General features: G+C 70.2%; 12 protein-coding genes. 5 read left to right on the top strand and 7 right to left on the bottom strand.

What is annotated here, in order from left to right; translation table 11 throughout:
• The 3 genes from AC1DSO_RS09325 to mscL all read left to right on the top strand — a co-directional run.
• On the top strand, positions 1-1,710 hold a 1,710-nt coding region (locus AC1DSO_RS09325; RefSeq protein ID WP_477068551.1), incomplete at its 5' end, for a DUF3857 domain-containing protein.
• Positions 1,711-1,827: 117 nt separating this feature from the next.
• Complete coding sequence (locus tag AC1DSO_RS09320) at positions 1,828-2,118, top strand: integration host factor subunit beta (RefSeq protein ID WP_477068550.1); 291 nt, start codon at positions 1,828-1,830, stop codon at positions 2,116-2,118.
• 82 nt (positions 2,119-2,200) lie between these two features.
• Complete coding sequence (gene mscL, locus AC1DSO_RS09315; protein WP_477068549.1) at positions 2,201-2,617, top strand: large-conductance mechanosensitive channel protein MscL; 417 nt, start codon at positions 2,201-2,203, stop codon at positions 2,615-2,617.
• Here mscL and AC1DSO_RS09310 read toward each other — a convergent pair.
• From AC1DSO_RS09310 to acs, 6 genes are all read right to left on the bottom strand, one after another.
• Positions 2,614-3,840 (bottom strand): flavin monoamine oxidase family protein, encoded by a 1,227-nt coding sequence (locus tag AC1DSO_RS09310; protein ID WP_477068548.1) that lies wholly within the window; start codon positions 3,838-3,840, stop codon positions 2,614-2,616. The genes mscL and AC1DSO_RS09310 overlap by 4 nt on opposite strands.
• A gap of 43 nt (positions 3,841-3,883) precedes the next feature.
• Positions 3,884-6,751 carry a M16 family metallopeptidase gene (locus AC1DSO_RS09305; protein WP_477068547.1) on the bottom strand — a complete coding sequence of 956 codons (2,868 nt, stop codon included), beginning with the start codon at positions 6,749-6,751 and terminating at the stop codon, positions 3,884-3,886.
• 71 nt (positions 6,752-6,822) lie between these two features.
• Positions 6,823-8,478, bottom strand: a complete 1,656-nt coding sequence (locus tag AC1DSO_RS09300; RefSeq protein ID WP_477068546.1) for an SDR family oxidoreductase — start codon at positions 8,476-8,478, stop codon at positions 6,823-6,825.
• Positions 8,475-8,897, bottom strand: a complete 423-nt coding sequence (locus tag AC1DSO_RS09295; RefSeq protein ID WP_477068545.1) for a thiol-disulfide oxidoreductase DCC family protein — start codon at positions 8,895-8,897, stop codon at positions 8,475-8,477. The genes AC1DSO_RS09300 and AC1DSO_RS09295 overlap by 4 nt, the downstream gene beginning before the upstream one ends.
• Positions 8,894-9,454 (bottom strand): SRPBCC family protein, encoded by a 561-nt coding sequence (locus tag AC1DSO_RS09290; RefSeq protein WP_477068544.1) that lies wholly within the window; start codon positions 9,452-9,454, stop codon positions 8,894-8,896. The genes AC1DSO_RS09295 and AC1DSO_RS09290 overlap by 4 nt, the downstream gene beginning before the upstream one ends.
• A gap of 93 nt (positions 9,455-9,547) precedes the next feature.
• A complete protein-coding gene (acs, locus tag AC1DSO_RS09285) occupies positions 9,548-11,491 on the bottom strand; it encodes an acetate--CoA ligase (protein WP_477068554.1) in 1,944 nt (647 codons plus the stop codon).
• Positions 11,492-11,653: 162 nt separating this feature from the next.
• Between acs and AC1DSO_RS09280 the strand changes: the two genes are divergently transcribed.
• A complete protein-coding gene (locus AC1DSO_RS09280) occupies positions 11,654-12,409 on the top strand; it encodes a creatininase family protein (RefSeq protein WP_477068543.1) in 756 nt (251 codons plus the stop codon).
• 176 nt (positions 12,410-12,585) lie between these two features.
• Here AC1DSO_RS09280 and AC1DSO_RS09275 read toward each other — a convergent pair whose 3' ends face one another.
• On the bottom strand, positions 12,586-13,680 hold the full coding sequence (locus tag AC1DSO_RS09275) for an XdhC family protein (protein ID WP_477068542.1): 1,095 nt from the start codon (positions 13,678-13,680) through the stop codon (positions 12,586-12,588).
• Between AC1DSO_RS09275 and AC1DSO_RS09270 the strand changes: the two genes are divergently transcribed.
• A complete protein-coding gene (locus AC1DSO_RS09270; protein ID WP_047404111.1) occupies positions 13,673-14,551 on the top strand; it encodes a bifunctional regulator KidO in 879 nt (292 codons plus the stop codon). The two genes, AC1DSO_RS09275 and AC1DSO_RS09270, sit on opposite strands and share 8 nt — an antisense overlap.
• The last annotated feature ends 159 nt before the right edge of the window (positions 14,552-14,710 follow it).

Below are 14,710 nucleotides of genomic sequence, written 5' to 3'. Positions count from 1 at the left end.
CTGCAGGGCGGGTCGCGTAGTCTGACCTGGGACCCCGAGCGCGAGACGGTGACCCTGCATTCCCTGGCGATCATCCGGGGCGGCCAGCGCATCGACCTGCTCAAGGATGGCAAGGATGTCCTGATCCTGCGCCGCGAGAAAAACCTGGAGCGCGCCATGCTGGACGGGCGGATGACCGCCTCCGTGCAGCTCAGCGACCTGCAGGTCGGCGACACCGTCGATTGGGCCTATACCCAAGAGCGCCGCGACCCGGTGGTGGGTGGGCGCACCAACGATTTCGAACGCATGGGCTGGTCTGGCGTCGCCGGGCGCTACCGCGTGCGCCTGTTGTGGGACGACACCGTGCCGCTGACCTGGAAGACCACGACGGCCTTTCCCGAGCCCAGGCTTTCGAAAACGGGCCGGATGCACGAACTGCTGGTCGATCTGAATGGCGCTACCGCACCGAAGATGCCGATCGGCGCGCCGGTCCGTTTCGCCCGCGTGGGCGAGCTGCAGGCCACCACCTATCGTGGCTGGGAGGATGTCTCGGCGCGCATGGCCCCGCTCTACGCCAAGGCCGCGACCTTGGCGCCGGACTCACCTTTGCGCGCCGAGATCGCCGCCATCGCGGCGGCCAGTCCCGATCCCAAGGCGCGCGCCTTCGCCGCCTTGAAGCTGGTCGAGGACAAGACCCGTTATCTGTTCCTGGGCATGGGCGACGGTGGCTACAAGCCGGCGGCCGCCCACCAGACGTGGTCGCGCCGCTTCGGCGACTGCAAGGGCAAGACGGTGCTGCTGCTGGCCATCCTGCGCGAGCTTGGCGTCGAAGCCGAGCCGGTGATGGTGATGACCTTGGGACCGGACGGCCTGGATCAGCGGATCCCGGCCGCCGCCCAGTTCAACCATGTGCTGGTTCGCGCGCGCATCGACGGCAAGTCCTACTGGCTGGACGGCACCCGGAACGGCGACCGCGGCGGTCTCGAGGCGCTGGAGCCGCCGGCCTGGCGCTGGGGCCTGCCGGTTCGCACGGCAGGAGCGACTCTGGAGCCGATCGAGCAGCCGCCGCTGGCCAAGCCCGACGCCGAGGGCGTGATGCGCATCGACGTGTCGGCGGGCCTGGACAAGCCCGCGCCGGTCCGCACGGCTATGACCCTGCGCGGCGACAAGGGCCTGACGCTGGCCCGCATGCTGGAAATCGCGCCCCGCGCAGATCTCGATCGTCAGTTCAAGCAGAGCTTCTCGGCCGCCTATGGCTGGATCACGGTCGACCGGATCGAGTGGGCCGTGTCGGACGCGGGCGAGACGACGATGACCCTGATCGGAACGGCCGACATGGAATGGCGGCTGAACGACGACCTGGGCGTCCGGGAATGGCGGAAGCCGGGAAGCGGCGCGGGGCGGCCGACCCTGTTCCCCCGTCGGGAGCCGGGGCCCAATGTCGAAGCGCCCTACGCCACGTCCTTCCCCGCCTACAACGTCACGACGACCGAGGTGGTCCTGCCGAACGGCGGCGCGGGCTTTACAATCAAGGGCCCCACCTTCGACGGTCGCATCGCAAACGATCAGGTGCGCCAGCTCGCGGAGGTCAAGGACGGGATCGCTCGTTTCGTCGATAGCAGCCGGTCGCTCGACCGTGAGATCCCGGCCGCCGAAGCCGAGGAGGTCAACAAGGTTCGCCGCCGGATGTCGGAGCAAGCCCAGATCATCCGGGCGCCGAAAGGTTCATGAGCGGGCGCGTTAACCGAACCTCGTTCGAGAATCGCACGCAACCCCTTGAAGACTCAGCCATCGTTGGGCAAAGGTCCGGTCGCGCCTTTTCCTCCCAGGGGCGTTCCGGGGATATCGATGATCAAGTCTGAACTCATCGCCAGGCTCGCGAATGAAAATCCGCACCTGACGCAGAAAGACGTCGAACGCGTAGTCGGCGTGATCCTGGAGCGTATGATCGGTGCGCTGGAGGACGGCGGCCGTGTCGAGCTGCGCGGCTTCGGCGCCTTGTCGGTCCGCTCGCGTCCCGCCCGCACCGGCCGCAATCCGCRCACCGGCGAGGCGGTCGACGTCCGCGCCAAACACGTGCCGTTCTTCAAGAGCGGCAAGGAGCTGCGCGCCCGCCTGAACGCGGACGGCGACGAATAACAACAAGGCTGCGCCGGGCTTGACCCCGGGGCGCGAACGCCGTCAGCCTCTCGCGCTGGTTTGAGGTGACGAGGGATTTGTCATGAGCGTCGTCAAGGAATTCCGCGAGTTCATCGCCCGCGGCAACGTCATCGACCTGGCCGTCGGCGTGATCATCGGCGCGGCGTTCAACGGTATCGTGAAAAGCCTGGTCGACCAGGTGATCATGCCGCCGATCGGCCTGCTGACCGGCGGCCTCGACTTCTCGAAGCTGGAGTGGGTGCTGCGGCCCGAAAACCCGGCGACCGAGGCGATCGAGAAGGTGGCCGTGCAATACGGCGCCTTCATCAACACCCTGATCCAGTTCTTCATCGTCGCGTTCGTGGTGTTCCTGCTGGTCAAGGCGGTCAACGGCATCCGCCGCGCCGACGCCGCAGACCCGGAAGCGCCGCCCGCGCCGACGCCGCAGGAAAAGCTGCTGACTGAGATCCGCGACCTGTTGGCGAGCAAGAAGGCCTAGAGCGCCGCGAGCGCCGCCCGCGCCGCCGCTTGGCCGGTCAGCCAGGCGCCGTGGGCGGTCGAGAAGGCGGTGGCGCTGCAGGCCTCGCCCGCGAAGAACAGGCGCTGGTCCACCGGCGCCGCCAGCCGCGCCCGGTCGCCGGCCCGTCCCGGCAGCGCATGGGAATACGAACCGCCCGCGAACGGATCGGCGGCCCAGGCCGTCTCGGCCAGGACATGGACCCGCGCGCGCGCGCCGCTGCCGTAGATCCCGACCAGTTCCTCGATCGCGAAGGCCGTCGCCGCGCCGGGACCCTCGCCCTCCAAGGCCCGGGCATGGGCGCCCCCCAGGAACACCTCGATCATCGGCCGATGCAGGGGCCGCAGATGGTAGGCCCCGGTCGCGGTGCGCTGGGGATCGCCATAGGCCTGGGCCTCGGCCGGGAAGGCCTCCGGCTCGTCGACCCGCAGGAACACCTTGTCGGCCAGCCCCAGCGGCAGGCCAGCCGCGGCGTCCAGCTTGTCGGGCAACTCCGGCAAAAAGCGCAGGGCGCCCGAGGCCAGGATCGCCGTCGGGACGGAGATGATCGCCGCCCGCGCCGAGATCGCGCCCAACGGTGTTTCCAGGACCAGGCGCGGGCCGTCGTGGCGGACCGTGGCGACCGGGCAGGCCAGGCGCGTGGGCAGCGTCGATGCCAGTCGGACCAGGCTGGCCCCATACCCCTCCGCGACCCGCCAGTTCACCTCGGTGTCCTCATAGGCGACGTAGTCGTGCAGCGAGACCTGATCGAACTCGGCGCCGTTGTAGAAGGCGCTGAAGGCGTTCAGCAGCGGGTTCCACCGCGAGGTGGGGTCCAGCAGCTCGGCCGCCGGACGGTCGGGGCCGCCATCGCGGGCCGCCGCCTCCAGCCGCCCGTCCAACGCCAGGAACGCCTCGCCGAACTGGGCGCGCTCCTCGCGGCTGAAGGTCGGGCTGTCGGCGAGATTGGCCCACGGCGGCGGGGTCTTGTCGATGGTCAGGCCCAGGGCCTGGAACCGCGCCACGAGCGGATTGTGGTCAGCCGAGTGCAGCCACTCACAGCCCAGGTCCAGCGGGCCGACCGGCGAGGCGAGGGTATGGCCGCGCCCGCCGAGCCGGTCGCGGGCCTCCAGCAGGACGCCTGAGCGTCCGCTAGCGGCCACGGCTTCGGCGGCGGCCAGGCCAGCCGCGCCGGCGCCGACGATCGCGATGTCGACCTCGTTCATGGAGACCTCAATCAGGATCGCGGGCGCCGGGTTCCGTGTGCCCTCACTTGGTCAGGGTCGGGCTGTCGAGGTCGAGCTTGGCGGCCGGGATCACCGTGGCGTTCGGCGCGGCCTTGATCAGGTCCTCGCCCATGGCCTTGGCGTCGCCGGCGACGATGACGCTCATCTGGGCGGGATCCAGCTTGGCCTTGGCGAAGGCCTGGACCTCCTCCGGTGACACCGCCTCGACCTTGGCGGCGTAGCTCTGGATCTCGGTCAGCGGCACGCCGTAGACGGCCAGGCTGCCGAGGATGTTGGCGAGGCCCTCCGATGTGCCGAGATCGCGTCCGAAATTGCCGACCAGCACCGACTTGCGGGCGGTCAGCTCTGTGGTCGAGGCGGGCTCGGCCGCCAGGCGGCTCAGCTCGGCGCGGGTCAGGGTCACCACCTCGCCGGCCGACGGGTTCTTGGTCTGCACCCGGGCCGAGAAGCCGCCGAAACGGCCCTGTGGCGTCAGGCTGGAGCCGGCGCCGTACGACAGGCCGCGCTTGATGCGGATCTCCTGGTTCAGGCGCGACGAGTAGCCGACGCCCAGCACGGTGTTGGCGACGATGCCCTGGTAGTAGTTCGGATCGGCGCGGGTGATGGCCGGCTTGGCCAGCACCACGGCCGCCTGGCCTGTGCCCGGCAGGTCGATGACGACGTTGCGCGGCTGATAGCCGGTCGGCGCGGCCGGCGGCGCCGGCGGCGGGGCCACGGGCTTCTTCCAGGCGCCGAACGCCTTCTCGGCCAGGGCGAAGCCGGCCGCGGGCGTCAGGTTGCCGGTCAGGACCAGCACGGCGTTGTCAGGCCGCCAGTACGCGGCGTGGGCCTTGGCCAGGTCCGTCCGCTTGATCTTGGGCAGCGACCCCGGCGTGCCGCCGGCCACGTGACCATAGGCCGATCCGGCATACAGCACCGGGGCGGTGGCGTAGGCGGCCAGGGTGCCCGGACGCTGGTACGAGACCGACAGCCCGTCCAGGGTCTCGGTGCGAACCCGATCCAGCTCCTGGGCCGAGAAGGCCGGGTGCTGGGCGACGTCGGCCATGACAGCCATGGCGGGGGCCGCGTTATTGGCGGTGACGCTGAGGGTCAGGGAGGCGGCCTCCCAACCCGAACCGGCCTCGAGGTTGGCGCCCAGCGCCTCGGTCTCGCGGGCGACCTGGGTGGCCGAGCGCGTGGTGGTGCCCTCGGTCAGCAGCTCGGCGGTCAGGCTGGACGCCCCCGCCAGGCCGGTGGGATCGGAGCTGGCCCCGCCGCGCACGGTCAGGTCGGCGGTGATCAGCGGCAGGTCGCTGGACTTGGCCACGATCACCCGCAGGCCGTTGGCCAGGGTCTTCTCGGCCGGGGTGGGCAGGGCGGCCGGAACCGGCGGGGCGACGGCCGGCGGCTTCTGGCGCTCGCCCTCCGGGGCCAGGGTGGTGACGGGTCCGTCGTACTTGACCGGGGCGACCTTGGGGATCGGCGGGGTGACGTCCTTCTCGCCGGCCGGCCGGTCCTTTTCCGGCAGGTAGCGGATCACCGTGCGGCGGTCGTCGGCGAGATACTTCCGGGCGACGCGCTGGATGTCAGCGGCGGTGACAGCCTGCAGCTTGGCCAGGTTGGTGTTGGCGCTGGCGGCGTCGCCCTCGGTCTCCAGGGCGTAGCCGATCGCGAAACCGCGACCGTCGATCTCCTCGCGGCGGCGGACGGCGTCGGCCAGCAGGCCAGTCTTGGCCTCGGCCAGCTCGGCCGGCGTGACGAGGCCGTCGCGGATCCGGGCGACCTGGGCGCGCAGGGCCGTCTCGCCCTGCTGCACGGTCTTGCCGCCGGCCATGATGGCCCCGACGTAGAACAGGCCCGGCTGGGCGTTGTTCGGCGCGTCGGAGAACACCGACTGGGCGATCTTCTGGTCGTAGACCAGGCTGTCATACAGCCGCGAGGACTTGCCGGCCGACAGCACCGCGTCCAGCACCGCCAGGGCCGGGGTGTCCTTGTCGGCCGCCGCGGGGGCCAACCAGGTGATGGCCAGGGCCGGCAGCGGCACGTTGGGGCCATAGGTGCTGACGGTCTTGGGCCCCGCGCGGGCCGGCTCGACCGCGGTGACTTTCGGGATCGCGCCGGCCGGCGTGGTCAGCGGGCCGAAATACTGGTCGATCATCGCGTCCAGCTTGGCCTGGTCGAAATTGCCGACGACGATCAGGGCGGCGTTGTCCGGGCGATAATAGGTGGCGTGAAAGGCGCGGACGTCGTCGACCGTGGCCGCGTCCAGCTCCTCGATCGAGCCGATGCCCGGGCGCTGGTACGGGTGGGCGGCGAACGACTGCTGCGGAATCGAGAGGGCGAAGAAGCGGCCGTACGGGTCGGCCAGCACCCGCTGGCGCAGCTCTTCCTTCACGACGTCGCGCTCGGAGGCGAAGATGGCCTCGTCGATGACCAGCGACTTCAGGCGATCGCTTTCGGCCCAGATCAGGCGCTCTAGATGGTTGGCCGGGGCGACCTCGTAATAGTTGGTGAAGTCGTCCCAGGTGGAGGCGTTGTTGAAGCCGCCCACGTCCTCGGTCAGGCGGTCCAGCGTCTCGCTGGGCATGTTGCGCGTGGCCTTGAACATCAGGTGCTCGAACAGGTGCGCGAAGCCCGAGCGGCCGTGCGGGTCGTCCTTGGAGCCGACGCCGTACCAGACCTGCACCGTGACGTTCGGCGTGGTGGTGTCACGCGAGGTGAAGACCTTCAGGCCGTTGGCCAGCACGCGCTGCTGGTAGACGATCGGGGGGACCTTGATCGCGGACACGGCCGGAGTCATCGCCGCCGCCTTGGGCCTCGCCTTGGCCTGTGTCGCCGCCATGGCCAGGGGTGAGAGCGCCGTGGTCGAGAGGGCGGCGGCCACGAGGGCCAGCCTGGCGGTGCGGATCATGCGCGAAGGTCTCCTGAACAGTCCGGCGAGACCCTAGCACCGCCCTTCGCGCGGTAAACCTTACCGTGCTGTCATGTGTGGACCGAGGTCAGGCTCAGCCGCCCCGCATAGCCGAAAATCACCCCGACCCACGGATGGGCGACCAGCACGCGGAAACGATAGACACCGTCGCGAGCGAAGGTCCGGGCCCGCACGCGCGGCGCCCAGGCGGCGGGGAGCGGCAGAGGGCCGATGCGCCAGCCCTCGAACATCCACGAAAACCCGCCCGGATAATCGGCGGCGTGGAAACGGAAGGTGAGCGGCCCCGCTGTCTCCTCGAAGGCATAGGCGTCTTCGCGGACCGGGACGATGCGGGAGCGGAAGCGGCGGTCGCCGAATTGGCGGGTCCAGGTCTCGCCCAGGCCGTTCGAGGCGATCTCGACCGAGGTTTGGTGACGGCCGCGCTCAGGCAAGCCTTGCAGCCAGCGAACCAGGCGGGCCACGCCCGTCGCGCCGCGCCCGCGCGCCCAGCCGACCAGGGTTTGGGGCGCGCCGTCGTGGGCCCGGCGGACCACCTCGGGCAGAGCATCGAGGCGTGGGCCAAGCGCGCGGGCGAAGACGCTGTTCGCGCGGGGCCAGGCCATGTCGATGCGGGTGCGGATTGGGAAGGGCGTCAGCGGCGCCAGCAGCTCCTCCAGCGACAGCAGGCCGACGCAGGCGGTGGGGCGCGGCGGGCCCTTCAGGCGCTCGTCCAGCAGGGCTCGCAGGATCGCGGCGGCCGGCGCGGCCGGGGTGTTGGGTCCGGCGCCCGCGCCCGCCCACAGCCCCCAGCGGGCGCGGATGATCTCGCCGTTCGCGTCCTTGCCGACGGCCTCGACGACCATGCCGCCGCGATCGGTCCCGAAGCGGACCAGGCGATCGGCCAGAGCGCCCATCGGCCCGACGAAGGGGTCAAGGTCGCGGATCAGGCCCGCCCGGCGCGCCCAGGCCAGAAGCGCCAGGCCATGATGCGCCACGGGCAGCTCCAGCCCCGCCTCGAAGCGGCCGACGTACCGGGGCTTGTAGCGACTTGGCAGGACGTCGAGATCCGGGGTCTCGGCCAAGGCGACCCAGCGGCGGCCCAGGCCCGGGAACAGCGCACGCCGTGAGCCGCTCCAGCCCGGACGCGAGGTCCAGGCGCCCCCTTCGAACACTCGGACCGGCCGGCCGACCCACGAGAAGATGGCCTTGACGACCGACGGTCCCCGGGGCGCGTCGGCGCCGGGCGAGATGGCGGTGGTCACCACGTCGATCCGGCTCCAGCCGGCGGTCAGCCGATCCAAGGCCGCCGTGCTCAGGGCCGGAGTCGAACTGGCGCCGGTGATCGCCCAGCGGCCGGACGCGGCGACCGCGTCGGCCATGGCCTCGGGAAACCTGTTCACGAACGCGCGGCCGTCGGCCAGGTCGACATAGTGGGCGCCGGCCGCCAGGGCCGCCTGGGCGAGACGCAGGTCGCTGGCCTGGAACGGTCCGGCCGCGTCGACCACGGCGAACGGCGACAGCGCGACCAGGCCTTCGGGCGCGTCGCGGTCGAAGGTCGCGATCTCGATCGTCGCCAGCCCGTTCAGGCGGGCGCGCAACGCCTCCAGCGGTTCGCGCCGCCGGGCGGCCAGCACCAGCACGACGTTCGGCCAGCGGGCGATCATGGCGGCCAGGCGCGCGCCGAAGACGCCGCTGGCGCCGACCAGGACGATACGACGGGGGCTCATTCCAGGATGAACCGTTCGCGCTGTTCCGGTGTCGGGACCATGCAGCGGTCCTTCTTGCCCATCAGGCGGTAGCGGTTCCTGGCGAGCCAGTCATAGGCCGCGTCCATCGGCTTGCGCGGCAGCCGGTCCACGAACGCGAACCAGCGCCAGGGCGCGCGCAGGCGGCGCAGCAGCGCCCCGATCGCGGCGGTCTTGGCCAGGGGCTGGCCGTGGTCGAGGAACAGGAAGCTCTCGGGCGTGTCGGGATCCAGGCCGTGGGCGCGGGCGAGGGCCCGACCGTAGGCAGACTGAATGGGCGTGAAGCGGATCACGCCCTCGCGGTCCAGACTCAGGATGGTTTGCACCGAGCCCGTGCAGAAATTGCAGACGCCGTCGAACAGCCAGAGGCCGTCAGGCCGTTCCCGGTCGATATCGCTCATCGATCCTCGCACTCGCGGCGCAGCGCCTTCAGCGACTGTGGCACGTCGCGTCGCATCATGCCGCTGACCATGCCCGCGGGCACGGCGAACGGCGAGGCGGCCCACATGTCGTAGGTGACGCGGGTGCGCTGTCCGCCGTCCAGGGGCTCCAGCTTCCAGGATCCCTCGCAGGCGCGGATGTCGCCGCCGATGCAGGTGAAGCGGATCAGGCGATCGGGCTCCAGGCTGACGCGCGAGGTCGAGCGCAGGGTCGGCAGGAAGAAGCTCCACTTGACCGTATGCTCGCGGATCTCGGTCCCGTCGGCGGCGCGGGAGACGACGCGGCAACTCTTGACGCCGGGGCTCATGCGGGCGGCCAGGTCGCAGTCGAGGATGACGCGGAAGACCACCGCCGGCGGGGCGGCGATGTCAACGCTGGCCCAGACCATGCCCCGGCCGTGGTCGTCGGCGCGGGCCTCGACCGCGATGCCGCCGTCCCGCGTCTCCCATTCGGCCGCGGCCCGCGCGGGGTTGGCGAGGGCGAAAAGAGCGAGGAGGAGGACAAGCCGATGCAGCATGCTGAAGCCAACGCGGCCGGCCCGTCCTTCGTTACGCCCTCGAAGCCGATTTTTTCGGCTTCGAGTCTCAAGCAAGAGAGGAGCGTGACGGAGTCACGCTCCGGCGCGGTTTTTGACGAGATCGTCGACCACCGAAGGATCGGCCAACGTGGATATGTCCCCCAAGCTGCCCAATTCGTTCTCCGCGATCTTGCGCAGGATGCGGCGCATGATCTTGCCCGAGCGGGTCTTGGGCAGGCCGGGCGCCCATTGCAGGATGTCCGGCGCGGCGAACGGGCCGATCTCGTGGCGCACCCACAGGATCAGGTCCTTGCGCAGTTGGTCGGTCGATTCGACGCCAGCCTTCAGGGTGACATAGGCGTAGACGCCCTGGCCCTTGATGTCGTGCGGATAGCCGACCACGGCGGCCTCGGCGACCGCCTCGTGGGCCACCAGGGCGCTCTCGATTTCCGCCGTGCCCAGGCGGTGGCCCGAGACGTTGATCACGTCGTCGACCCGGCCGGTGATCCAGTAGTAGCCGTCGGCGTCACGGCGGCAGCCGTCGCCGGTGAAGTACTTGCCGGGATAGGTCGAGAAATAGGTCTCGAAGAAGCGCTGGTGGTCGCCATAGACCGTGCGCATCTGGCCCGGCCAGCTGTCGGTGATGACGAGGTTGCCCTCGGTCGCGCCGTCCAGCACCTGGCCCTCGGCGTCGACCAGCTGCGGCTTGACGCCCGGCAGCGGCTTGGAGGCCGAGCCGGGCTTCAGGTCGGTGGCGCCCGGCAGCGGCGTGATCAGCATGCCGCCGGTTTCGGTCTGCCACCAGGTGTCGACGATCGGCAGCTTCTCCTTGCCGACCACGCGGTGGTACCAGAGCCAGGCCTCGGGATTGATCGGCTCGCCGACGCTGCCCAGGACGCGCAAGGACGACAGGTCGTTCTTGGTGACGTGGTCGTCGCCCTCGCGCATCAGGGCGCGCAGGGCTGTGGGGGCGGTGTAGAAGATCTCGACCTTGTGCTTGTCGACCACCTCCCAGAAGCGGCTGGGGGTCGGATAGTTGGGCACGCCTTCGAAGATCAGGCTGGTCCCGCCGTTGGCCAGGGGGCCGTAGACGACATAGCTGTGGCCGGTGACCCAGCCCACGTCGGCCGTGCACCAGAACACTTCGCCCGGCTTGTAGTCGAACACCGCCCAGAAGGTCCAAGACGCCCAGGCCAGGTAGCCGCCGGTGGTGTGCAGCACGCCCTTGGGCTTTCCCGTCGAGCCCGAGGTGTAGAGGATAAACAGCGGGTCCTCGGCGTTCATCGGCTCGGGCGGGCAGTCGGCCGACACCGCGTCGCGGACGTCGCCATAGACCACGTCGCGGCCCTCGACGACCGGGACATCGGCGCCGGTCCAGCGGATCAGCAGCACCTTCTCGACCTCGGGGCACTGCAGCAGAGCCTCGTCGACATTGGCCTTCAGCGGCACGCGCTTGCCGCCGCGACGGCCCTGGTCGGCGGTGATGACGATGCGCGACTCGCAGTCCTTGATGCGGCCGGCGATGCTGTCGGGCGAGAAGCCGCCGAACACCACCGAGTGCACCGCGCCGATGCGGGCGCAGGCCAGCATGGCGGCGGCGGCCATCGGAACCATCGGCAGGTAGATGGTGACCCGGTCACCCTTCTGGACGCCCAGGTCCTTGAGGACGTTGGCCATGCGGCAAACCTCCTCGTGCAGCTGGCCGTAGGTCAGCGTGCTGGAGGTCCCCGGCTCGTCGCCCTCGAAGATCAGGGCGACCTCGTCCTGCTTGGCCGGCAGGTGGCGGTCCAGGCAGTTGGCCGAGACGTTGAGGACGCCGTCCTCGTACCAGCGGATGCGGAAGTCGTCCTTGGCGAACGAGACGTCCTTGATCTTGGTGGGCGGCGTGATCCAGTCGAGGCGGGCGGCGACGTCACGCCAATAGCCCTCGGGATCGGCCTCGACCCGCGCCACGGCGGCCGCGTAGCCGGCGGCGTCGATATGCGCCGCCTCCGCCAGGTCTTGAGGAACCGGGAAAACCTGTCCGTCGCTCACCAGCCGCACTCCCATATCTCGTTGGTCGCCGGAATAGGCGAAGCCCGGCGCCCGACGCAAGCAGACCATTCCGGTTTCTCGCTGGCGCGGCCGATAGGGTGGGAAGATGACGACCCCATATGAGAGGCGTAAAGCGTCGTTCCTCGTCCTGTCCGGAGTTTTCCCATGTTGCTCGCGCTCTCCACCTGGTCCGAGATCGAAGACCGCCTGAAGACCAGCACGAGCGTGGTGGTGCCGATCGGCTCGAACGAGCAACACGGGCCGACGGGCCTGCTGGGCACCGACTGGCTGTGCCCCGAGATCATCGCCCACGAGGCCAGCAAGCGGGCGGGCGACAGGATCCTGGTGGCGCCGACCTTCAACATCGGCATGGCCCAGCACCACCTGGCCTTCCCGGGCACCATCTTCCTGCGCCCCTCGACCTTCATCGCCGCGATCGGCGACTGGGTGCGCTCGCTCTCGGCCCACGGCTTCACGCGGATCTATTTCCTGAACGGTCACGGCGGCAACGTCGCCTCGATCGAGGCGGCCTTTTCGGAGATCTATGCCGACTACAGCTTCCGCCAGCAGCGCGCGCCGTTCGCCCTGAAGCTGAAGAACTGGTGGGACCTGGCCGGCGTCCACGCCCTGGCCAACCGGCAATTCCCGACCGGCCACGGCAGCCACGCCACCCCGTCCGAGATCGCCGTGACCCAGTGGGCCTATCCGGAAACCATCAAGACGACCCCGTACGAGCCCAAGATCGCCCCAACCGGGCCGATCCGCGAGGCGCTCGATTTCCGGGCTCGCTACGCCGACGGCCGCATGGGCTCGGATCCCGCTCAGGCCACGCCGGAAAAGGGCGGCGAGCTGGTCGACATGGCGGCCAAGGCCCTGATCGAGGATCTGGCGGCGTTCGGGGCCGAGACGGCGCCGGGGTGAGCAGTTGGCGCTCACAACCTAAAACCAATTTCCGGTGTCATCCCGGAAGCCTCGCAGAGGCTGTCCGGGACCCAGGGGGTGAAGGAACGCCGTGCGCGCCGCCCCTGGGTCCCGGGTCTTCGCTGCGCTTCGCCCGGGATGACACACCTAGGTAGGTTGAAAGTGGGGTTGAACCCTCAAGCCTGCACCACCCGCCGCGCCAGCGCCGGCTGCCCGTGCCGCGTGGCCATGACCTCGCCCACCACCGCCACGGCCACTTCGAACGGGGCCTTGCCGCCGAGGTCCAGGCCGATCGGGGCGCGCAGCTTGGCCAGGTCGCGATCGGAGAGACCCGCCGCCTTCAGCCGCGCCAGCCGCTCGGGCAGGCGTCGCCGCGCGCCCAACAAGCCGACATAGGGCGCGGGCGAGGGCAGGGCGGCCAGCAGGGCTTCGTGGTCCAGCTCGATGTCGTGGCCGCAGACGGCGACGGCGGTCCAGGCGTCCAGGCCGATCGCGGCCAGGGCCTCACCGGCGGCCTCGCGGCGATAGGCGACATCGGTCAAGGGTGGCGGCGCGGCCGGACCCTTGGGGCGAATCAGGAAGGTCTCGAAGCCGGACTGCGCCCCCAGGCTGGCCACCGCCAGGGCCGTCGGGTCGCCGCCCAGCACGATCAGACGTGGCGTCGGATCATAGGCCCGCTCGAAGGCGCCCGGCCACAACGCCTGCGGCTCCTCGACGCACAGGCGCTTCTGGCCATCGGTGACCCAAAAGGCCGGCGCGCGGGCGCTGGCCAGGTCCAGCAGGGTCCGCGCGGCCGGATCGTCGGGGGCGATCCTCTCGACCAAGATTTCGATCCGCGCCCCGCACAGCAGGCGGATATCGGGCCAGGGACTGCCTTCGCCGTAGACGAGCCGGCGTGGCTGGCCGTCGGCCAGGCAGGCTCGCGCGTGGACCTCGACGTCGGCCTCGATGCAGCCGCCCGAAAGAAATCCGGAAATGATTCCCTTCCCGAACACCATCTGCGCGCCGACCGGACGAGGGCCGCCGTCGCCCAGCGCGATGATGGTGGCCAGGACGGCGGGACCCCTGGAAAGCGCGGCGGCCAAGGCCGGACGGGCGTCGTCGGCCATGCCGTGCATGGGCCAAAGGGAGGCGGCGGCGTCGTCTGAGCGGTCAGGGTTCATCGGCCCGACGTTAACGCCTCGGCAAGTTTCCAGAAACCTGATGTTCAAACCTTGGCGCGTACCGTTCAACTCTGTTGGTGTTTTTCGCGCACGGATGGCGATGTCCATTTCGGTCTCAAAACTCGGTCTGGCGGCCGCTCAGTTCGGTCTCGACGGCGGAAGCTCGTCGGCGCCGCGCGGCCGTTCGCCGGAAGCCGAGACGCGCGACATCCTGAACATCGCCGCCCGCGCTCGTCTGTCGGTGTTGGACGCTTCGGGCCTGTTCGGCCGCGCCGAGACGGTGCTGGGCGACCTCATTCCCCGTCCGGTTCCGTTCCGCGTCACCATCGCGACCGCCCGCGCCGATCGCGGCCCCGATTTCGTCGAGGCCGAGGCCCGCGCCACCCTACGCCGGATCGGCGTCGAACGCGCCGAGGCCATCGTCGTCCATTCGCCGTCCGAACTGTTCGGCCCGCACGGCGCGGCCCTGTGGGATCGCCTGCAGCGCCTGAAGGACCAGGGCCTGTTCGCCAAGATCGGCGTCGCCGCCCACGCCACCGACGATCCGGTCGGCGTCGCCCGTCGCTTCAAGCCCGACATCCTGCAAGCCCCGGCCTCGCTGCTGGACCAGCGCCTGCTGGCCGACGGCTCGCTGCAACGCATCGCCGGCATGGGCGTCGAGGTGCACCTGCGCTCGATCTTCCTGAACGGCCTGCTGTTCCTGCCGCCCGACCGCGTCCCGGCCCAGCTGAAGGGCGCCTCGGGCCGTCTGTCGCGCGTGCGCCGCATGATCGCCGAGGGTCGCTCGGACCCGCTCCAGGCCGCCCTGGGCTTCGCCCTGTCGCGTCCGGAAGGCTCGGCCGTGCTGGTCGGCGTCAACTCGGCCGCCGAGCTGTCGGCCGTGGTCGCCGCCGCCTCGAGCCCGCCGCCGGACCTCGACTGGGACGAGATGGCGATCGATGATCCGGTCGCGCTCGACCCGCGACGTTGGGTCGCCTGATCCATCCCTAGAATCAGCTGCGAGGGTACGGACGTCGGCCGCTTGGTCGCGCGTCTTCGTGTCCGCGAATTAAGTCCGCTGATTAACGCCTTGTAAGCTTCTGATTCACTTGAGTTTTATGAGTCTGGCCTAGCTTTATCCCAACAAAGGGAAACCGCG

The organism is Caulobacter sp. P4_E5, from assembly GCF_056401555.1.
Note: the sequence above shows the minus strand (reverse complement) of the source record. Positions and strands in the feature narration are given on the sequence as shown.